This is a genomic window from Pseudomonas sp. microsymbiont 2, from assembly GCF_054788395.1.
This window is the reverse complement of the sequence record NZ_CM139112.1, coordinates 2469671-2489535: the sequence shown is the minus strand read 5'-3', so window position 1 is coordinate 2489535 and position 19865 is coordinate 2469671. Positions and strand designations below refer to the sequence as shown.

Below are 19865 nucleotides of genomic sequence, written 5' to 3'. Positions count from 1 at the left end.
GGCCAGCGAGCATGCCTTGCAGCCCTTCGACAACGCCGGTGCTTCAGGTTTGCCGTGCATAGGCAACGGCCGCTTCCACCTGCGCCGGCGTCGGTCGCACGCCGGTGTACAGCACGAACTGCTCCAGCGCCTGCAGGGCGATCACCTCCAAGCCGGTGATCACCGGCTTGCCCAGTGCCTGCGCGTGCCGGATCAGCGGCGTAAGCGCTGGCATCGCCACCACGTCGAAGACGCGTTCGGCCGCTGCGATGGCCGTTTCCGGGAAAGCCAACTGGTCCGCTTCCGGCCCGCCGCTCATGCCGATCGGCGTGACATTGACCAGCAATGGCGGGCAACGATCAGCCAGCTCGGGCAGCCAGCGATAACCGCAGGCATCGGCCAGCTGGCGCCCAGCCTGCTCGTTGCGGGCGACGATGATCCCATCGCGAAAGCCGGCGTCGCGCAACGCGCTGGCCACGGCCTTGGCCATGCCGCCACTGCCGCGCAGGGCAAAGCCAGTGGCAGGGTCGACGCGATGTCGCTCGAGCAGTTGGCGTACGGCCAGATAGTCGGTGTTGTACGCCTTCAGATGCCCATCGGTGTTGACCAGGGTGTTCACCGAGTCGATGGCCGCCGCGGACGGGTCGATCTCGTCCACCAAGGCCATGCACGCCTCCTTGTAGGGCATCGACACGCCGCAGCCACGGATACCCAGCGCCCGGATACCGCCGACGGCCGCCGGCAGGTCCTGCGTGGTCATGGCTTTGTAGTAGTAATCCAGCCCCAGCTGCTGGTAGAGGTGATTGTGAAAGCGCACCCCGAAGGTACCGGGGCGCCCGGCCAGGGAAATGCACAGAACAGTGTTGCTGCTGGGTGAAATGCTCATCACGGCTCCTGGGTCCTTGCTGAAACGATTATCCGAGCGTACCAGACCTGACCGCTGGTCGCCCCTTACACAACCTTTACCCTTGCCCCTGGCGCACCTGACACACCTTGCGGTCATAGTAGGCAAGCCCCGAGCACGGGGTTTCCTGCGAGGTATCACCATGAAACGTCTCATCCCCGGAATCGCCCTGCTGGTCGGCGTGCTGGCCATCAGCGGGCAGGCATCGGCCCATGGCGGCGGTTGGTATGGCCCGGGGCCCGTGATCGGCGCCGCAGTGGTTGGCGCGGTGGTCGGCGCGGCCGTTTCGGGCGGGCATGACCGCACCGTGTACGTTCAGCCACAGCCGGTCTACGCACCGCCACCGGTCTACGTGCAGGCGCCCCCGCCGCCGGTCTATTACCAGCCCTACGTGGTGGAACGCTACGTGCCGGCGCCGCCACCCATGTATCGCCGCTACTACGGCCCGCCACCGGTCTACTACGGCCCGCCGCGCTGGTGACTGCCCTGCGCGTGGCTGACAGAGAGTTCTGACGCCTGTGTCAGGCCTTCGCCTGACACAGATGGGACTCAAACGCATATACGACGAAAAATCATACAATTGATAGTCATTCGCCATTAACTCGTTCTCGGAAGCTCCCGCCAAGGGTAGAATGCCGGCAAAACCGGGAGCCGAAATGAACCAGGACCGCCACCTTCCCAACGAAGACGATGTCATCACCGATGCCGCCGCGCACTGGTGCATGCGCCTGCACTGCGAAGATTGCACGGCGGCCGAACGGGACGCTTTCGCTCAGTGGCTGGCCGCCGATGCACGGCATGCCGAGGAATACCAGGCGATGCTGGAAATCTGGCAGACCGCCGACCTGCTCCCGCGCAGCGCCGAAGTCGTCGAGTTCAAGCCAGCGCCGCAGCTCCAGCGGCGCGTGCGCCACTGGCGACCCTATGCCTCGGCAGCGGCCATCGCCCTGCTCGCCTTGCCCCTGACCGGCTGGATCGGCTGGGAGCAAGGCTGGCTTCCCAACCGCTACCAGCACTTTGAAACCAGCCAGCAAGTGACCCACGTTCGCCTGAGCGACGGCAGCAGCGTCGAGCTCAACCTGAACAGCGAGCTGCGCTTTCTCAACTACAAGGACGAGCGCCGGGTCACCCTGGTCAAGGGCGAGGCCTTCTTCAAGGTCACGCACGACAGCAACCACCCGTTCATCGTCCGCGCCGCCAACGGCCAGACCCGGGTCACCGGTACCCAGTTCAACGTGTGGAAGTATGAGGACCAGGTCGAGGTGACACTGGTCGAGGGCTCGGTGCTGGTAAGCAGCACCGGCAACAGCGGAGGCTACCGTCTCGGCCCTGGCATGCAGGCCAGCTACCACAAGGGCGACTTCGAGCCCGAGCTGATCCAGAGCAGCGATTATGGCAACAGCCTGGCCTGGCGCAGCGGCAAGCTGGTGCTGGACAACCTGAGCCTGGGCCAGGCGCTGCCCGTCATCAACCGCTACCTCGACAAGCCGCTGCTGCTGGCCGACGAAAGCACCAGCACTATCCGCATCAGCGGCATCTACAACATCGCCGAGGTTGCGCGCCTGGTCGACACCCTGCCCAAGGTGCTGCCGGTCTACCTGACCCGCAGCAAGGACGGCAGCACCGTGCTCAATCGCATCGTCCCGGCCCCACCTCGCGGCTGAAACCCCACGGGACGATCGTAATGCTGTTCACTTGAGGAGCTGGGGCGGCCTTGTGCCCCTTCGCGGGTAAACCCGCTCCCACAGGGCCGCGCAACGCTCGGAGCTTACCCTGTATCTGTGGGAGCGGGTTTACCCGCGAAGGGCTGCAAAGCAGCCCCAATAACACGCAGGACGATCGGGGGTTTGCGCTTTGATCGAGCAGCCCGGATCGCGGCTCAAAGCACCATCGCCGCCAGCCAGCCGAAAGCCAGCAGGGGCAGATTGTAGTGAATGAACGTTGGCACCACCGTGTCCCAGATATGGTGATGCTGGCCATCCACATTCAGGCCGGAGGTTGGTCCGAGGGTGGAGTCCGATGCCGGCGAGCCGGCGTCGCCCAGGGCACCGGCGGTGCCGACGATGCAGACCGTGGCCAATGGGTCGAACCCCAACTGCATGCACAAGGGCACGAAGATCGCGGCCAGGATCGGCACCGTGGAGAACGAGGAGCCGATACCCATGGTCACCAGCAGGCCCACCAGCAGCATCAGCAACGCACCGACTGCCTTGCTGTGGCCAATCCACTGCGCCGACGTCTCCACCAGGCTGTTCACCTCGCCGGTGGCCTTCATCACCTCGGCGAAGCCAGACGCGGCGATCATGATGAAGCCGATCATCGCCATCATCTTCATGCCCTCGGTGAACAGGTCGTCGCTCTCCTTCCAGCGCACGATGCCCGAGAGCGAAAACAGCAGGAAGCCCACCAGCGACCCCAGGATCAGCGAGCCGAGCCAAAGCTGGACGGCGAATGCGGCGACGATCGCGCCCGCGGCCACCAGCAAGGTTCTCGGGGTGTAGCGCACATCCACCTGCTCGACCTCCTGGATGCGCGCCAGGTCATAGTCGCGTTTCTTGCGATAGCTGAAGAACACCGCGATCAGCAGCCCTACGAACAACCCGGCGGCGGGAATGGCCATGGCCTGGGTGACGTTGACGCCGCTGACATCGACCCCCGCGCGGCTGACATTGGCCAGCAGGATCTCGTTGAGGAAGATATTGCCGAACCCCACCGGCAGGAACATGTACGGCGTGATCAGGCCGAAGGTGATCACGCAAGCGATCAGTCGTCGGTCGATGCGCAACCGGGTCAGCACGTACAGCAAGGGAGGCAGCAACAGGGGGATGAACGCGATATGGATCGGCACCAGGTTCTGCGAGCAAACCGAGACGATCAGGATCAGCGTGACCAGAACCCATTTCACCTCCCCGCCATCGCTGTGCCGCTGACGATTGATCATCATCAGCGCCTGATCGGACAGCGCGTGGGCTAGGCCCGACTTGGCGATGGCGACGGCAAAGGCCCCCAGCAGCGCATAGGACAGTGCCACCGTCGCACCGCCGCCCAAGCCGCCATTGAACGCCTTGAGCGTACCCTCGATACCCAGGCCACCCACCAGCCCTCCGGCAAGCGCGCCGGCTATCAGGGCGATGACGACATGCACGCGGGACAGGCTCAGGACCAGCATCAGTCCTACCGCGACAATTACTGCATTCATTAGTGTGCGAACCTCGTTACTACAGACGAAAAAGCGGGCGCTCCAGCGACGGGCTGCTCGGAGCCGTGACCGAAACTGAGGATGTTGTATGAAGGGCGCACACTCTGATGCACGATCAAGCGGAAGTCAAAGCCGCTTGCGTCCTTTCAGAACGTAGGAATAGACCAAGGTCGTACATTTTTATTGAACGCATGGATAAAGAAAATTCCCTGGTCGCCGACACACTCGGCAGCATCAAACCTATTACAAGGGATTTTCCCCATGCCTTTGCTGCGACAACTTTCCATCCAATGGAAGATCACCCTGCTGGCAGGCTTGTGCCTGGCCGGCATCGTCACCCTGCTGGTCGGCCTTTCGCTGTACCGCATGGACCACAGTTCGGACCTGGTGAAGGCCAGCAGCATGCAGATGCTCACCGAGGCCGCCCAGTCACGCATCGAGTCACAGGGCGAGGTCCAGGCCCTGAATATCCGCCGCCAGTTCATGGACGCCTATCAGTACGGCGCCGGCTTCGCCCGCCAGGTCCTGTTCCTGCGCGAGCAGGCCGAAAAGCGCTTCCTCGACGCCTATGACCTGCGCCAGGACCTGACCGCGCAAGTGCGCGCAGCCTTGCAGGCCAACCCCGACCTGCTCGGCCTGTCGCTGGTATTCGAACCGGGCGCGCTGGATGGCAAGGACAAGCTGTTCGCCGGCCAGGACGAACTGGGCAGCAACGAAACCGGGCGTTTCGCCTTGTACTGGTCGCAGCCGCGTGCCGGCCAGCTGACCTCGATGGCCCTGCCCGAGCACGACATGGCCAACACCGAGATCGGCCCCAGCGGCCAGCCCGCCAACACCTGGTGGGTCTGCCCGCGCAGCAGCGGCAAGGTCTGCGTGGTCGAACCCTACTTCTATGACATCGATGGCCAACGGGTGCTGATGACCAGCATCGTCTTCCCGCTCAGGGCCGGTGACAAGGTCATCGCCACCCTGTCCATCGACATCAACCTCAACAGCCTGCAGGCCCTCAGCGAAGACGCCAGCCGTGGCCTGTACGAAGGCCGCACCACCGTCGGCATCCTCAGCCCGGTCGGCTTGCTCGCCGGCTACAGCGCCGACGCCGGCAAACTGGCCCAGCGCTTCGACCAGGTCGACAGGACCCAGGGCACGGAGCTGGTACGCAAGCTGGCCGAGGGCAAGCTGCAGATCGCGCATGACCAGCAGCGCCTGAAAGTGCTCGCCGCCTTCGAACCGATCCCCGGCGGCAAGCCCTGGGGCGTGCTGCTGGATGTACCGGAAAATGCCCTGACCGGCCCGGCCGAAGCGCTCAAGCAGGAACTCGACGCCCTCAACACCAGCGGCACCCTGCTCGAACTGGGCCTGGGCCTGGCCGCCGCCATCGCCGGCCTGTTGCTGGTATGGCTGATGGCCCGTGGCGTGACCCGACCGATCCTCGGCGTGGCCGCGATGCTCAAGGACATTGCCAGTGGCGAAGGCGACCTCACCCGTCGCCTGCAGTACGACAAGCGCGATGAGCTGGGCGAGCTGGCCGGCTGGTTCAACCGCTTCCTCGACAAGCTGCAGCCGACCATCGCCGAAGTGAAGCGTTCGGTGCAGGCCGCTCGCGGCACCGCCGACCAGTCCGCGGCCATCGCCGCCGAGACCAGCGCCGGCATGGAGCAGCAGTATCGCCAGGTCGACCAGGTGGCCACGGCCTCCCATGAAATGAGCGCCACCGCCCAGGACGTTGCCCGTAGCGCGGCCCAGGCCGCCCAGGCCGCGCGCGACGCCGACCAGGCGACCCGCGAGGGCCTGGCGGTGATCGACCGCACCACCACCAGCATCGACACCCTGGCCGCCGACATGAGCAGCGCCATGGCCCAGGTCGAAGGCCTGGCGCAGAACAGCGAGAAAATCGGCACGGTGCTCGAAGTGATCCGCTCGATCGCCGAGCAGACCAACCTGCTGGCGCTCAACGCCGCCATCGAGGCGGCCCGGGCCGGCGAAGCCGGGCGCGGCTTCGCCGTGGTCGCCGATGAAGTGCGCAACCTGGCGCGGCGTACCCAGGAGTCGGTGGAGGAAACCCGCCAGGTGATCGAGGCCTTGCAGGCCGGCACCCAGGAGGTGGTCGGGGCCATGGACAGCAGCCATCGCCAGGCCCAGGGCGGCGTGGAGCAGGTCGGCCAGGCCGTGACGGCGCTGCAGCGCATCGGCCAGGCGGTGACGGTGATCACCGACATGAACCTGCAGATCGCCAGCGCCGCCGAAGAGCAGAGCGCGGTGGCCGAGGAAATCAACAGCAACGTCGCCACCATTCGCGACGTCACCGAGTCGCTGAGCGGCCAGGCCAACGAGTCGGCGCGGGTCAGCCAGTCGCTCAACAGCCTGGCCAACCAGCAGCAGGGGTTGATGGATCAGTTCCGCGTTTGAATCTTTAGAGTTGCAGTGCCTGTGAGATCGAGCGCCGCCCGCGCGGCGCATCGCGACGCAAGGCCGCTTGTGTCTTGAGGTGGGATTAGAATCTGGAGTGAGAGCGGTGAATGGCAAGAGCTGAATGCCGCAGGTGCCTTGAGCACGCGTGGGAGCACAAGCTGCCATTCACCGTTCCACTTTGGCGAGAGCCCGAACAGTTGGATGCGGCTCTGATCTCGAATCACAAGCGTGGGCCAAGCCAAAGTCCTCTCACTGTGTTGAGTTTAGGAGGTTTTGGTGATGGCTTCCTTCTTGGGTATCGATGTATCCAGTATCTCGCTCGATGCTGCGGTGCGGCCCCAGGGCATCAAACTGCATATCAGCAATGATCCGAGAGGCTTTGAGGTGCTACTGAAGAGCCTTCGCAAGCTCAGTATCAAGCGCGTCCTGCTAGAGGCAACGGGTGGCTACGAGCGAGATGTCATGCGTTTTCTACAGGACGCTGGCTACAAGGTCATACGCGTCAATCCCAGGCGGGCCAGGTCATTCGCTGACTCTTTGGGCATCAAGGCCAAGACCGACGCCATCGACGCCGAAGTTCTGGCGCACTATGCCGAAGTCATTCCAGATCAACCCTCTCTGCGAGTCAGCCCAGAACGAGCGCTTCTGCGAGAGCTGCTTCAGCAACGTGATCGGTTGGTTCAACAACGAGATGACGACCTGCGACGCCTGAAGCAGGTGCAATCGACTGCAGTCGCTAACTACCTGAATGCCAACCTGAAGCACTTCAAGACGCAGATCAAACTGGTTGAGTGCGAGATCGAACAGCAAACCGCGATGCTGAACGACGAACGGGTTGCCCAGCTGATCACAGTGAAAGGCATTGGGATGGTGACAGCGGGCAAATTAATAGCGCTGCTGCCGGAGCTAGGTCGGGTTGAATCCAGAGAAATTGCCTCCCTGGTCGGGGTCGCGCCCTTCAACCACGACAGCGGGAAGTCCGTGGGCAAGCGTTCTATCTCTGGTGGGCGATTTGCGGTCAGGCGATCGCTGTACATGGCATGCATTGTGGCGATGAAGTACAACCCAGCACTCAAGGCGCGTTATGAGTCACTGCGCGAGCGGGGGAAGCTTCCCAAGGTTGCTATCGTGGCCTGCATGAGGACTTTCATCGTACGGCTAAATGCCATGCTCAGAACGGGCACATCATGGCGCGACCTGGTGCTGCCGCAACCTGAAAGTACAACGTAAATCCAGAACGCTGCGCGATCAGCGTGGAAGCGGGTTTGCCCGCGAAGCCAACACCGTGGTGGATGGCACGGGCTTCGCCCGTGTTCGCGGGCAAGCCCGCTCCCACAGGGATCGCGCCAGATTCTAAAAATTGCGTAAGACAGTTGCTCCTACATTTGTTTCGGGCCAGTCCATCCTGCGCCATTGCCTGGTCCGCCTTGTTGGTACGACGCGGTTTCAGTGTGGGCACCACTGGCGCCTCACCTGTCTCAAGGCATGCACCAAGGCGGGCAACCATGGCCTGACAGGTTCGGCACGTTGCAACAAATGTAGGAGCGGCCTTGCGTCGCGATGCGCCGCGCGGGCGGCGCTCGATTTGACAGGCGCTACAAGGCTATCGCCAGACACCTCGCAGCCCATCGGCCATAGCTGAAAATTCTCGTCGTCTACACTTCTGCCGGAACTCAAGCACCGGCTACCGACGAGGCCCCGATGAAGAAAATCCCGACCCTGCTCGCCAGCCTGCTGCTCACCTTCGGCATGGCCAGTACCGACTCCGCCGCAGCGGCCGAGCAACCTACCCCCATCCACTTCGGCGCCATCGGCTGGGAAAGTGGCGCCCTGACCACCGAAATCCTCCGGCTGATCGTCGAACACGGCTACGACTACCCCACCGACACCCTGCCCGGCAGCACCGTGAGCATGGAAGTCGCCCTGGCGCGCAATGACCTGCAGGTCATCGCCGAGCAGTGGGCCGGGCGCAGCCCCGCCTGGATCAAGGCCGAACAGGCGGGCCAGGTGTTCGCCCTCGGCGACACGGTGAAAAACGCCGAGGAAGGCTGGTGGGTACCGGCCTACGTGATCAAGGGTGATCCGGCGCGCAACCTGAAACCTCTGGCCCCGGACCTGCGCAGCGTCGCTGACCTCAAGCGCTACCCGCAAGTGTTCAAGGACCCCGAGGCCCCGGACAAGGGCCGCTTTCTCAACAGCCCCAGCGGCTGGACCTCCGAGACCGTCAATAGCCAGAAGCTCAAGGCCTACGGCCTGGACGGGCTGTACAACAACTTTCGCAGCGGCTCCGGCGCCGCCCTGGACGCCGAGATCGGCTCGGCGATCCGTCGTGGCCAGCCCGTGCTCTTCTACTACTGGAGCCCTACCCCGCTGATGGGCCGTCATGACCTGGTGCGCCTCGAAGAGCCACCGTTCAGCGAGGCCGCCTGGGCCACGCTCACCGATGCCACGAACCGCAACCCGCAGGGCAGCCGCTCGCTCCCCGCCAAGCTTTCGATCGGCGTGTCGAAGGCGTTTCACGACGCGCATCCAGAGCTGGTCGCCGTGTTCGAGAAGGTCGATCTGCCCATCGACCTGTTGAACAAGACACTGGCCCGCATGAGCGAATCCCGCCAGCCGCCACGCGAGGCCGCCCTCGCCTTCCTGCGCGACAATCCAGGCGTGTGGAAGGCCTGGCTGCCCGCCGAGAACGCGGCCAAGGTCGAGGCCGCCCTGTGAGCGGCGGCTTCCCCGAAGCCCTGCAATTCTCCTTCGCCGCTTGGGTCAACCGCCTGGTCGACTGGCTGGTGCTGCACTATGGCGATCATCTGCGCAGCCTCTCCGACCAGTTGCTGCAGTTGCTCGTCGGCCTGGAAAACCTGCTCCGCCTGCTGCCCTGGTGGCTGCTGCTGACGCTGGTCGGCCTGCTCGCCTGGCACGCCAGCCGCAGCCTGCTGCGGGCCCTGCTGCCGCCCTTGCTGCTTGCGCTGATCGGCATGCTCGGGCTGTGGGACAAGCTGCTGCAGACCCTCGCCCTGGTGCTGGTCAGTACCGGCCTGTGCGTGCTGATCGGCGTGCCAATGGGCATCCTGCTGGCCACCCGCCCCCTGGCCCGGCGCCTGATGCTGCCGGTGCTCGATGTCATGCAGACGCTGCCGGCCTTCGTCTACCTGATCCCGGTGCTGATGCTGTTCGGCCTGGGCAAGGTGCCGGCGGTGTTCGCCACCCTGATCTACGCCCTGCCGCCGCTGGTGCGCCTGACCGAACTGGGCCTGGCGCAGATCGACCCATCGCTGCTGCAGGCCGCCCACGGCCTGGGCGCCACCCGCTGGCAACGCTTGCGGCGCATCGCCCTGCCGCTGGCACTGCCGAGCATCATGGCCGGGCTCAACCAGTCGGTGATGATGGCGCTGTCCATGGTGGTGGTGGCGTCGATGATCGGCGCCCGGGGCCTGGGCGAGGATGTGCTGGCGGGGATCCAGACCCTGAATGTCGGTCAGGGCGTCGAGGCGGGGCTCGCGATCGTCGCCCTGGCCATGGTGATCGACCGGATCAGCCAGGCGTATGGGCAAGCGCGACGTTGAGTCGCGCACCCTGACTTACGTGGGGGCAGCTGTCTTGCTCAGATTCCTCGGTCTGGCGCGCCCGCCTGTAGGAGCAACTGTCTTGTGCCGCCTGCGTTTGGCTCACGCCTCGTCGCGTCGATGCGCCCACTGGTACAACGCCGGCAGCACCAGCAAGGTCAGCGCCGTCGACGACAGGATCCCGCCGATCACCACCGTCGCCAATGGCCGCTGCACCTCGGCCCCGGTACCGGTGGCCAGGGCCATCGGGATGAAGCCCAGCGAGGCCACCAGCGCCGTCATCAGCACCGGCCGCAAGCGGGTCAGCGCGCCCTCCTCGACCGCCGCGCGCAGACCTCGGCCCTCCTCGCGCAAGCTACGGATGAAGGCGATCATCACCAGGCCATTGAGCACCGCCACGCCCGACAGCGCGATGAAGCCCACCCCCGCCGAGATCGACAGCGGGATGTCCCGCAGCCACAGCGCCAGCACGCCACCGGTCAGGGCGAAAGGAATCCCGGTGAACACCAGCAGGCCGTCCTTGAGGTTGTTGAACATCATCAACAGCAAGGCCATCACCAGCAGCAGCGACACCGGCACCACCACCCGCAGGCGCTCGGCCGCCGACTGCAGCTGCTCGAACTGGCCGCCCCAGCGGGTCCAGTAGCCCGGTGGGATCTGCACCTGGTCGATCAGCGCCTGCGACGCTTCGTCCACGAACGAGCCCAGGTCGCGTCCGCGCACGTTGGCGCTGACCACCACCACGCGCTTGCCATCCTCGCGGCTGATCTGGTTCGGGCCCAGTTGCAGGTCCAGGGTAGCCACCTGCGACAGCGGGATGAAACCGATCTGCGCGGCGCCGCTGGCGGCGCTGGCCGGGACCGGGATGAGCAGACTGGACAGCCCGTCGACATCGGTACGCAGGGTTTCCGGCAGACGCACCACCATGTCGAAGCGGCGGTCGCCCTCGTACAGCGTGCCGGCCGTGCGCCCGCCCACGGCGATGGCGATGGCGTCCTGCACGTCGCCCACGTTCAGGCCATGGCGGGCGGCCTTGTCGCGATCGATGTCGATGGTCAGCACCGGCAGGCCGGTGGTCTGCTCGACCTTGACCTCCGACGCCCCCGGCACCTGCTGCAGGCGCGTGGCGATCTGCGCGGCGGTGCGGTTGAGCACATCCATGTCGTCGCCGAACACTTTCACCGCGACATCGCTGCGCACCCCGGAGATCAGTTCGTTGAAGCGCAGCTGGATCGGCTGCGACAGCTCGTAGTTGCTGCCCGGCACGCTGGCCGCGGCGCGTTGCACTTCGGCGATCAGTTCCTCACGCGGCTTGCCCGGGTCCTGCCATTGCTCGCGCGGCTTGAGCATCACGTAGGCGTCGGAAATGTTCGGCGGCATCGGGTCGGAGGCGATCTCGGCGGTGCCGGTACGGGCGAACACCCGCTCGACTTCCGGCACCCGCTCGATGATGGTCTTCTCCAGGCGCTGCTGCATGTCCACCGACTGCGACAGGCTGGTGCCCGGCACGCGCAACGCCTGCAGGGCGAAGTCGCCTTCGCTCAGGCTCGGAATGAACTCGCTGCCCATGCGCGCGGCCAGCACACCCGACAGCAACACCACGGTAGCGGCGCCGGCAAAGGCCAGGTTGCGCCGGCCCAGCACCCAGTCCAGCACCGGCGCATAGCGACGGCGCGCGGCGCGCATGACCATGCCCTCTTCCTCCTTCACCTTGCCGGTGACGAACAGCGCGATGGCTGCCGGGACGAAGGTCACCGAGAGGATCATCGCCCCCAGCAGCGCCATCACCACGGTGAAGGCCATGGGGTGGAACATCTTGCCCTCGACCCCGGTCAGGGCAAAGATCGGCAGGTACACCACCATGATGATCAGCTGCCCGTAGATCAGCGGCCGGCGCGCCTCGCGCGCGGCGGCGAACACCTCATGGAAACGCTCGGCGCGGGTCAGCATGCGCCCATGGCGCTGCTGGGCGTGGGCCAGGCGGCGGATGGCGTTCTCGACGATCACCACCGCGCCGTCGACGATGATGCCGAAGTCCAGCGCGCCCAGGCTCATCAGGTTGGCGCTGACCTTGTTGCTGAACATGCCGGTGAAGGTGAACAGCATCGACAGCGGGATGACCATGGCGGTGATCAGTGCCGCGCGGATATTGCCCAGGAACAGGAACAGCACGGCGATGACCAGGATCGCGCCTTCGATGAGGTTCTTCTTCACCGTGGCGATGGCCTTTTCCACCAGGTTGGTGCGGTCGTAGACGGTGATCGCCACCACGCCCTTGGGCAGGCTGCGGTTGATCTCCTCGAGCTTGGCCGCCACCGCCTGGGACACCGCGCGACTGTTCTCGCCGATCAGCATGAACACCGTGCCCAGCACCACCTCGCGACCGTTCTCGGTGGCCGCGCCCGAGCGCAGCTCCTGGCCCAGGCCGACCTGGGCCACATGGCTGACGCGGATCGGCGTGCCGTCGACGCTGGAGATGACGATATTGGCGATGTCCTCGGCCGAGGCCACCTGGCCCGGGGCGCGGATCAGCAACTGCTCGCCGTTGCGCTCGATGTAGCCGGCGCCAACGTTGGCGTTGTTGCGCTCCAGGGCGGCGATCAAGTCATTGAGGGTCAGCTTGTAGGCCGCCAGGCGCTTGGGCTCGGGCGCGATCAGGTACTGCTTGGCGTGACCACCGATGCTGTTGACCTCGGCCACCCCCGGCACGTTGCGCAGCTGTGGCTTGATGATCCAGTCCTGGATCACCCGCAGGTCGGTGGCGGTGTAGGGCGTGCCATCGTCCTTCAGCGCGCCCTCCTTGGCCTCGACCGTCCACAGGAAGATCTCGCCCAGGCCCGTGGAAATCGGCCCCATGCCCGCCTCGATACCTTCGGGCAACTGCTCGCGGGCGACCTGCAGACGCTCGTTGACCAACTGGCGGGCGAAGAAGATGTCGGTGCCGTCATCGAAGATCACCGTGACCTGTGACAACCCGGAGCGCGACAGCGAACGGGTCTGCTTGAGGCCCGGCAAGCCAGCCATGGCGGTCTCGATGGCGAAGGTGATGCGCTGCTCGGTCTCCAGCGGCGAATAGCCAGGCGCGGCGGTATTGATCTGCACCTGGACGTTGGTGATGTCGGGCACGGCGTCGATGGGCAGCTTCTGGTAGCTGTGGATGCCCACGGCGGCCATCAGCACCACGGCGAGCATAACCACCAGGCGCTGCTCGATGGCGAACTGGATCAGGCGTTCGAACATGTAGGGCGTCCCCAATCAGTGGCTGTGTTCGGCCGAGCCTTTGCCCAGCTCGGACTTGAGGACGAAGCTGCCGGCGGCGGCAACGACGGTGCCGGCGGCCAGCCCTTCACGGATTTCCACCTGGTCGCCATCGCGGCGTCCGGGCTTGACCGGACGGGCCTCGAAGCCCTCCTCGGTGCGGACGAATACCACGCTCTGCTCCTCCCAGGTCTGCAGCGCGGCCTGCGGCACCACCACGGCGGCATCGAAGCGTTCGACGGTGACCGCGATATTGACGAACAGCCCCGGACGCCAGGCGCCATTGGGGTTGGCCAGGGTCGCCCGGACCGTGGCGGCGCGGTTCTGCTCGCCGAGCAGGCTGCCGACGTAGTTGACCTTGCCTTCCACCTGCGCGCCGAGGTCCGGTGCGCTGACGGTGACGCCACGGCCGCTGACGACCTTGTCCAGGTCGCGCGGAGCGACGGCGAAAGTCGCCCAGACCCGGCTCAGGTCGGACAGCGTGAAGGCGTTGCTGGTCTCATCCACCACTTCGCCCACGGTCAGGTGCTTTTCCACCACCACCGCGTCGAACGGTGCGCGCAACTCATAGCGGTTGCCCTTGCCGGCAGGCGCCACGGCGGCGACCTTCTGCCCGGCATTGCCCGCGGCGATCTCGGCCTCCTGCAGCGCCTGGCGGGCCTGCTGGTAATCCTGCTCGGCGCTGATGCGCTCCTGCCACAGTTGCTTTTCCCGGGCGAAGGTCAGTCGGGCCAGTTCCAGGCGACGCTGGGCGGCCTGCTGCTCGCTGCGCAGCTCGGAAATCTGCTGGCTGGCGATCACCGCCAGCACCTGGCCGCGCTTGACCGCCTGGCCGAGGTCGGCATGTACCGACTCGACCACGCCGGGGACGCGCGGCACCACGTGGGCGGTGCGGTCCTCGTCGAAGCGGATCTCGCCGGGGAAGTTGATGGCGGTGCCGAGGCTGCGCGGGCCGGCGCTGACCAACTCGACGCCGGCGGCCTGGATCTGCTCGGCGGAGAGATGCAGCTGGCCCTCTTCGTCGGCATGTTCCTCGGACTGTGCGGTTTCTTCATGGCCGTGGCCTTCCTCGCCATGGTCATCATGCTGTGCCTGGTCGCTGCCGGCCTTGCCGAGGGTGCCGGTCCAGGCAGCGCCACCAAGACCGAGAACGGCCAGGGCGGCGGCGAGGATGGCAAGCTTGCGTGGGTTGGTCATTGTTGCTCCTGCTGGAAAAGTCGTTGCAGTTCAGGGCCCATCGCGGGGCAAGCCCGCTCCCACGCATTTCCGTGGGAGCGGGCTTGCCCCGCGATGGGTCAAGGCTCAAAGCTCGCCGTAGATCCGCTCCACCTGCGCCCGGGCATCGGTCGCCTGGGCCAGCGCCTCGAGGTACAGTCCCCGCGCCTCGATCAGCGTGCGCTGCGCGTCGAGCACGTCGAGGAAGGCGAACTTGCCCATCTCGAAACCACGGGTGGCGGTGTCCACCGCCTGCTGCGCCGACGGCAGGATGGTGCGGTCGTAGGCCTGCACCTCGCCCATGGCCGTGGCCCATTGGTCGAGGGCACTGCGGGTGTCGCTGCGCAGGCGCAGCTCGACGGCGTTGCGCAAGTCACGGGCCTGGTCGGCACGGCGGGCGGCGGCCAGCACGTTGCCCTGGTTGCGGTCGAACAACGGCAGTGGCATCGACAGCCCCACCACGTTGACCCGTTCGCGGTCTTCACGGCTGTACTGGCTGCCCAGGCTCACGGTCAGGTTGGGAATGCGCTGGGCCTTCTCCGAGCCCAGGCTGGCGTCGCCACGCTCGATCTGCGCCGCGGCCAGGCGCCACTCGGCGGTCTGCTCGACCTTGGCCAGCAACTGCTCGGCGCGGGGGGCCGGGCCAGGCGACAGGGCCGCGCTGTCGAGGCGGTCGAAGCCGGCCTGCGCGCTGCCGGTCAGGCGCGCCAGCGCTTGCCAGGCAACACTGCGCTCGGTCTGGGCACGACGCACCGCCGCCTGGGCCTGGGCCAGCTGGACCTGGGCACGGGTGGCTTCGACCGGCGAGGACTGGCCGGCCCTGACCCGCCCGTCCACCACACGCAGGCCACGCTCGGTCAGGGCCTGCGACTGTTGCGCCAGCTCCAGCGCGGTCTGCGCCCGCAAGGCGGCATGGAAAGCCTGGATCACATCGGCGCGCAGACCGTTGCGCTGACGCTCCAGTTCCAGTCGGGCCACGGCCTGGCCGGCCTCGGCCACCTCGATGCGCGCCCCGCGCTTGCCTCCCAGCTCCAGGGCCTGGCTGAGGGTGACGGTGGTGGTGCTGGTATCGCGGCGAGTGTCCTCGACCTCCCAGGACAATTCCGGGTTGGGCATCAGCCCGGCCTGACGGCGCTCGCCCTCGGCGATGCCGATTTCACGGCCAACGGCGGCGAACTCCGGGTTCTGGGCGAAGGCGGCGGCGAGCGCCTGGTCCAGGCTCAAGCCCTGGGCGCCGGCGGGGCCGGCCAGCAGCAGGCAGAGCAAGACGATCTTGCGGGGGATGGGCACGGCTTGGTTCCTCGTCGACAAGCGGCGGAATGCGTTGGCGAGGGACTCTAGGCAGCGCTGCTTATCGGGGCGGTGGCGGGAAAATTACAATTTTGTAATTTCGGGGGGCCTGGAGTGGATCGCATGTGGGCCGCCAGGTGTAGGGCGACAGATGTGCAGCGCCTATGAGATCGAGCGCCGCCCGCGCGGCGCATCGCGGGACAAGCCCGCTCCCACATCTGTTTCGGGCCAGTCTGTCCTGTGAGGTTATCGCTGTCCGCCCTGGTGCATGTCTCAAGACAAGTGGGACGCCAGTGGTGCCCACGCTGAAACCGCGTCGTACCCACAAGGCGGACCAGGTAATGGCCCAGGAGATATTGGCCCGAAACAGATGTGGGAGCGGGCTTGTCCCGCGATGCGCCGCGCGGGCGGCGCTCGATCTCATAGGCGCCACAAAAACACCGCCGAACCCATGCCAGCCCCCACCCAGTCCGATAATCGCCCATTTTCCAGGCGAGGGCATTTGACGAAACTAACCAGGTAGTACAAATATCTAGATATCCAAAAACAACAAGCGATGCCCCGCCATGACACCCCGAATCCTCGTGCTCAACGGCCCCAACCTGAACCTGTTGGGTAGCCGCGAACCGACCCAGTACGGCCACGAAACCCTCGCCGACCTCGCGCAGCTGTGCGCTCACAGCGCTCGCGAGACAGGTCTTGAACTGGAATTTCGCCAGACCAACCACGAAGGCGAGCTGCTGGACTGGATCCACGCCGCCCGTGGGCGCTGCCACGGCATCCTGATCAACCCCGCCGCCTGGACCCATACCTCGGTGGCCATCCGCGACGCGCTGGTGGCCGCCGAACTGCCGGTGATCGAGGTGCACTTGTCCAACGTGCACAAGCGCGAGCCGTTTCGCCACCTGTCGTTCGTCTCGAGCATCGCCGTCGGCGTGATCTGTGGTTTGGGCAGCCACGGCTATGCCCTGGCCCTGCGCCACTTCAGCCAACTGCTCCAGGAGCCGACAGCATGAGCCGCCCAGGCATCCTCGCCGGCCTGATTGATTAGGACTGAGATAAATCGACAGGGGGTAGTGCGATAATCCTGGGACACCAGGGGAGATGATGGGACATTGCGGGAAGGGAAATACAAAGCCATTGCAGATTATACAACAGGCTCTCGACTGGCATCCGTCATCAGAATCCACTCCATGAGATCCTCTGCTACCCCCAGGAGCTCCTGTTGGTCATTTCCTTTATAGATACCAGCCGCAATCTCAAGGCACTTAAATCGCATCCTCTCCTCCGACTTGATAGCATCTTGTCGTCGCTGTTCCGCTTCCATGGCACCCTCTTTCTGCGCAGTCAGGTACCGATGCAGCGACGATCTTGAGACAGTGTGCCCCTGCTCTAACAACCAGCTCAGGTGGTCATTGACTGTCAGGTGGTTGTAACTCAGGCATCGAGTGAGCAGCTCGGCTCGAACGGACTCGGGCAGTGTATTCAACGTAGATCGGGACATGGTGTTCTCGCTTAGCCTCAGCCTCAGAAAGTACCATCCAGAGCCTTTTTGAGGTAGTTGTGGATCGGATTGCTAGGATAGATCCCGGTCAGTCATGACCGACCGGGCTGAACATGTCGTGCTGGCGGCTATCTAGGTCAGCTTTGCGCAACACCTTAATAACTCGATAGATGAACTGAAGCGAGAAGCCGTACTTGCGAGCGAGCTCTCGGTGGTTGTTGCCTCTCCACTCCTCATAGATTTGATGGTGCATGCGCGAGGCTTCGATTCGCACGCCCTTGGGCATGTACAGTTGCTGACCGCCCCACTGCTCGACCATCCGCATTGCAACGTCAGTGCCTAGCGCATTCGCTGCATCGGTGGAAACACCGAGGGCCTCAACAACAGCGACCGATACCTGTTCAGCCAGATCGTCCAGTAGGTCTCCAGCAGGGCCACGGCTCGCCGCTTTCATTTGGCCTCCTCAACGCGAACGACCCACTTCTTCATTTCCTCAATCACCTGGCTGGCCTGCTCAGCAGTGAGCCACTGCAGGGCTTTCACTCCGGTTCTCCCTTGCACGAAGCTCACCAGTGCTTGCTCGGAGGCATCCCTGAGAGCGCCCAGGTCGCGCAAGGTGAGCCAGAGCGACCGGATCTTGCGCGATGAGGGATCAGCGGCAGGCGGCCGCTTTTGCTTTTCGGTTGGACGGACCTTGAAACCTTTTGTCTTCAGCTCTTCCAAAACACGCTGCAGGTTTGGAACGCTGAGCTTGGCCGACGACGTAGCTCCTCCAAGCCCCTTCATACCCGAGAGCATCAGGCGATAGGTGTCGTCATCCATCTGCAGCTCGCGTCGGGCGACATGGATAAGCTTGATCAAACGCAGTCGATCCGGGCTAGGCGATGATTTGCTCACTGGTTGCCCTCCCGCCCGTTCGCCTCAGAGGCTGTGAGCTTCTCCAGTTGGCGGATGCGGCTGCGCAACTTCTTCTCAACTGTCTTTTGCAGGTTAGGTACAGCGAGCGCGGCACGGCACTCGCCCACGTCAAAGCTCTCCAAGGCGCGCAGGCGACTTTCCGTATCTACTGCGCCATAGCTCTGGCCCGGTCGGATGAAAGGGTTGACTTGCGACATATCACACCCCCTGAGTCAGCCGAGCGACGGGCTGATGGCCCAGCCCTTGGTGTAGCTGGGCATGCTTGCCCGCCGCGTAACCGGCATCGGCGGCCACCTCATCACGAGCCTTCAGCTTTCGCCGCTTCATTTTCGCCTGGCCCAGTTTCGGGTAGTGCTTCGTCATATAGGCCTGAATAGCCTCCGCGATATTGTCCTCGACCCCTGCGAACTGCTCGACCTTGACCAACACGGCATCGATCCAGCCGTGGGCAAAGGCGTCACCTCGCGCTACCTTGGTGGAACGCTTACAACGCTTCTGGGTAGCCAGATAGTCCCGTCGAGCCTTCTGCAGCTGGCGCTCCAAGACCTGGTAGGCATATCCCGCAAGATCAGGTGCCGCTCCGCAACCGATGAAGATGAATGACGCGTGCTCGAACCAGGGCGCGCTGATGATGAAGTGGGTACCGAATGCCTCAGCACAGACGTGTGCCAGACGCACCCGCCACGCAGGAGGCTCACTCTCCGAACCGGCAGCGACTTTGGCTTCACCGGCCATGCTGGCAAGCACGTCACCCATCTCTAGGTTGTACGCGTCCATGAGCTTGTGGGCCTGGCGCAGAGCGATTTCCGCTTCGTTTGGGCTGGAGCCTTTGCCCTTGGCCATCTCCAGGCATTTCTTGATCTTGTCGAGAATACGGTCATGGTCCACGTTACACCCCCGCCAAGGTCAAGTTGATAGGAACGTACTGGTCGGTGTTTCCTTGGCGTTTATAGACGCGGATGTAAACGGCGGTGCCGTTCACTTGGATGGAATCCTTCAGCGCCTGCATGGCGGTCTTCCAGACGGGATCATTAATTTCCACCCGCAGCAAGCTGAGTACGTCCTTGGCCATGAGCTGTCCCTGTTTGTTGGCTCGGAACGCTCGGTCAACCAACACTCGCAGATGATTGTTGGCACCCTCCGACCAGGCGCTGATGCACTTGTTGATCAGCTCGCGCGCCGCCAGGATCTCCTCGGTGAAGACAATGCGATCTGCATAAGCGCGTTCGATCTTGTACTGCCCGTCATAGGTGGTGATTGAGACGTTACCTTTCTGCCCTCCCAGCTGGACGCCGTAGCGGTCGGAGGATACGGCGATCAGGTCGGCAATGTCGGCGAGCGCCTGTTTCTTGAAGTCGGCCAGCAAAGCGCTGATCCGCTCGGCGGCATTACCCAGGTCGCGAGCAACACCATCACGCAGCTTGTCGTGTTCACGGACCTGGTGCTCAGGCACCAGGTGTCCTGCTGCATTCATCACGAAGCCAGCCGGGACTTGGAGGGCCTGGTCTTGTTGGTTATCAGTCACGGGATGGCTCCTGAGCAGAGGAAAAGGTTTTGCAGCCGCAGCGCGGACATACGTTGTCACTACGCCAGGATTCGCGTGGGTGAGGCCGGCGTTGGAGA

General features: G+C 64.6%; 17 protein-coding genes and 1 pseudogene. 8 read left to right on the top strand and 10 right to left on the bottom strand.

What is annotated here, in order from left to right; translation table 11 throughout:
• Nucleotides 1-43: 43 nt before the first annotated feature.
• Entirely contained in the window at nucleotides 44-865 is an 822-nt protein-coding gene (locus ACYUME_RS11295) for a shikimate 5-dehydrogenase (protein ID WP_460418916.1), read from the bottom strand.
• Nucleotides 866-1025: 160 nt separating this feature from the next.
• Here ACYUME_RS11295 and ACYUME_RS11290 point away from each other — a divergent pair, with 160 nt between their 5' ends.
• Nucleotides 1026-1364: a hypothetical protein gene (locus ACYUME_RS11290; RefSeq protein ID WP_279888109.1), complete on the top strand. Its 339-nt coding sequence runs from the start codon at nucleotides 1026-1028 to the stop codon at nucleotides 1362-1364.
• A gap of 175 nt (nucleotides 1365-1539) precedes the next feature.
• Nucleotides 1540-2547 (top strand): FecR family protein, encoded by a 1008-nt coding sequence (locus ACYUME_RS11285; RefSeq protein WP_460418915.1) that lies wholly within the window; start codon nucleotides 1540-1542, stop codon nucleotides 2545-2547.
• Between the two features lie 215 nt (nucleotides 2548-2762).
• Here the strand turns inward: ACYUME_RS11285 and ACYUME_RS11280 are convergent, their stop codons facing one another.
• On the bottom strand, nucleotides 2763-4082 hold the full coding sequence (locus ACYUME_RS11280) for a Na+/H+ antiporter family protein (protein ID WP_460418914.1): 1320 nt from the start codon (nucleotides 4080-4082) through the stop codon (nucleotides 2763-2765).
• 261 nt (nucleotides 4083-4343) lie between these two features.
• Between ACYUME_RS11280 and ACYUME_RS11275 the strand changes: the two are divergent.
• From ACYUME_RS11275 to ACYUME_RS11255, 5 genes and pseudogenes are all read left to right on the top strand, one after another.
• Nucleotides 4344-5585, top strand: a pseudogene (locus ACYUME_RS11275) (methyl-accepting chemotaxis protein); the annotation flags it as partial.
• A gap of 150 nt (nucleotides 5586-5735) precedes the next feature.
• Nucleotides 5736-6491 carry a methyl-accepting chemotaxis protein gene (locus ACYUME_RS11270; RefSeq protein ID WP_460419337.1) on the top strand — a complete coding sequence of 252 codons (756 nt, stop codon included), beginning with the start codon at nucleotides 5736-5738 and terminating at the stop codon, nucleotides 6489-6491.
• Between the two features lie 282 nt (nucleotides 6492-6773).
• A complete protein-coding gene (locus tag ACYUME_RS11265) occupies nucleotides 6774-7724 on the top strand; it encodes an IS110 family transposase (RefSeq protein ID WP_460415301.1) in 951 nt (316 codons plus the stop codon).
• 471 nt (nucleotides 7725-8195) lie between these two features.
• Nucleotides 8196-9212 (top strand): ABC transporter substrate-binding protein, encoded by a 1017-nt coding sequence (locus ACYUME_RS11260; protein ID WP_460418913.1) that lies wholly within the window; start codon nucleotides 8196-8198, stop codon nucleotides 9210-9212.
• Nucleotides 9209-10057 (top strand): ABC transporter permease, encoded by an 849-nt coding sequence (locus tag ACYUME_RS11255; protein ID WP_460418912.1) that lies wholly within the window; start codon nucleotides 9209-9211, stop codon nucleotides 10055-10057. Before ACYUME_RS11260 ends, ACYUME_RS11255 begins: the two co-directional genes overlap by 4 nt.
• A 102-nt stretch (nucleotides 10058-10159) precedes the next feature.
• Here the strand turns inward: ACYUME_RS11255 and ACYUME_RS11250 are convergent, their stop codons facing one another.
• The 3 genes from ACYUME_RS11250 to ACYUME_RS11240 form a co-directional block, all read right to left on the bottom strand.
• On the bottom strand, nucleotides 10160-13297 hold the full coding sequence (locus ACYUME_RS11250; RefSeq protein ID WP_460418911.1) for an efflux RND transporter permease subunit: 3138 nt from the start codon (nucleotides 13295-13297) through the stop codon (nucleotides 10160-10162).
• Between the two features lie 15 nt (nucleotides 13298-13312).
• Nucleotides 13313-14512, bottom strand: a complete 1200-nt coding sequence (locus ACYUME_RS11245) for an efflux RND transporter periplasmic adaptor subunit (protein ID WP_279885572.1) — start codon at nucleotides 14510-14512, stop codon at nucleotides 13313-13315.
• A 105-nt stretch (nucleotides 14513-14617) separates the two neighbouring features.
• A complete protein-coding gene (locus ACYUME_RS11240) occupies nucleotides 14618-15820 on the bottom strand; it encodes a TolC family protein (RefSeq protein WP_460418910.1) in 1203 nt (400 codons plus the stop codon).
• A 566-nt stretch (nucleotides 15821-16386) separates the two neighbouring features.
• Here ACYUME_RS11240 and aroQ point away from each other — a divergent pair.
• The gene (gene aroQ, locus ACYUME_RS11235; RefSeq protein WP_460418909.1) at nucleotides 16387-16836 is read left to right on the top strand and encodes a type II 3-dehydroquinate dehydratase; all 450 of its coding nucleotides are present in this window, start codon (nucleotides 16387-16389) and stop codon (nucleotides 16834-16836) included.
• A 576-nt stretch (nucleotides 16837-17412) separates the two neighbouring features.
• On the opposite strand, the gene ACYUME_RS11230 is transcribed toward aroQ, so the two are convergent.
• The 5 genes from ACYUME_RS11230 to ACYUME_RS11210 are packed head-to-tail and all read right to left on the bottom strand — an operon-like array spanning nucleotide 17413 to nucleotide 19767.
• Nucleotides 17413-17778, bottom strand: coding sequence for a Mor transcription activator family protein (locus ACYUME_RS11230; RefSeq protein ID WP_460418908.1), 366 nt, complete (start codon nucleotides 17776-17778; stop codon nucleotides 17413-17415).
• Nucleotides 17775-18185, bottom strand: a complete 411-nt coding sequence (locus ACYUME_RS11225) for a gp16 family protein (RefSeq protein ID WP_460418907.1) — start codon at nucleotides 18183-18185, stop codon at nucleotides 17775-17777. The genes ACYUME_RS11230 and ACYUME_RS11225 overlap by 4 nt, the downstream gene beginning before the upstream one ends.
• Nucleotides 18186-18217: 32 nt before the next feature.
• Entirely contained in the window at nucleotides 18218-18439 is a 222-nt protein-coding gene (locus ACYUME_RS11220) for a hypothetical protein (protein WP_460418906.1), read from the bottom strand.
• 1 nt (nucleotide 18440) lies between these two features.
• On the bottom strand, nucleotides 18441-19130 hold the full coding sequence (locus tag ACYUME_RS11215; protein ID WP_460418905.1) for a DUF2786 domain-containing protein: 690 nt from the start codon (nucleotides 19128-19130) through the stop codon (nucleotides 18441-18443).
• A 1-nt stretch (nucleotide 19131) separates the two neighbouring features.
• Nucleotides 19132-19767 carry a DUF3164 family protein gene (locus ACYUME_RS11210; RefSeq protein ID WP_460418904.1) on the bottom strand — a complete coding sequence of 212 codons (636 nt, stop codon included), beginning with the start codon at nucleotides 19765-19767 and terminating at the stop codon, nucleotides 19132-19134.
• Nucleotides 19768-19865: the final 98 nt, after the last annotated feature.

Excerpts from the sequence above, each read along its gene's own strand:
- ACYUME_RS11270 (WP_460419337.1), top strand. The coding sequence starts at position 5,736 with ATGGAGCAGCAGTATCGCCAGGTCGACCAGGTGGCCACGGCCTCCCAT.
- ACYUME_RS11220 (WP_460418906.1), bottom strand. The coding sequence starts at position 18,439 with ATGTCGCAAGTCAACCCTTTCATCCGACCGGGCCAGAGCTATGGCGCA.
- ACYUME_RS11265 (WP_460415301.1), top strand. The coding sequence starts at position 6,774 with ATGGCTTCCTTCTTGGGTATCGATGTATCCAGTATCTCGCTCGATGCT.
- ACYUME_RS11290 (WP_279888109.1), top strand. The coding sequence starts at position 1,026 with ATGAAACGTCTCATCCCCGGAATCGCCCTGCTGGTCGGCGTGCTGGCC.
- ACYUME_RS11245 (WP_279885572.1), bottom strand. The coding sequence starts at position 14,512 with ATGACCAACCCACGCAAGCTTGCCATCCTCGCCGCCGCCCTGGCCGTT.
- ACYUME_RS11285 (WP_460418915.1), top strand. The coding sequence starts at position 1,540 with ATGAACCAGGACCGCCACCTTCCCAACGAAGACGATGTCATCACCGAT.
- ACYUME_RS11280 (WP_460418914.1), bottom strand. The coding sequence starts at position 4,082 with ATGAATGCAGTAATTGTCGCGGTAGGACTGATGCTGGTCCTGAGCCTG.
- ACYUME_RS11250 (WP_460418911.1), bottom strand. The coding sequence starts at position 13,297 with ATGTTCGAACGCCTGATCCAGTTCGCCATCGAGCAGCGCCTGGTGGTT.
- ACYUME_RS11260 (WP_460418913.1), top strand. The coding sequence starts at position 8,196 with ATGAAGAAAATCCCGACCCTGCTCGCCAGCCTGCTGCTCACCTTCGGC.
- ACYUME_RS11295 (WP_460418916.1), bottom strand. The coding sequence starts at position 865 with ATGAGCATTTCACCCAGCAGCAACACTGTTCTGTGCATTTCCCTGGCC.
- aroQ (WP_460418909.1), top strand. The coding sequence starts at position 16,387 with ATGACACCCCGAATCCTCGTGCTCAACGGCCCCAACCTGAACCTGTTG.
- ACYUME_RS11230 (WP_460418908.1), bottom strand. The coding sequence starts at position 17,778 with ATGAAAGCGGCGAGCCGTGGCCCTGCTGGAGACCTACTGGACGATCTG.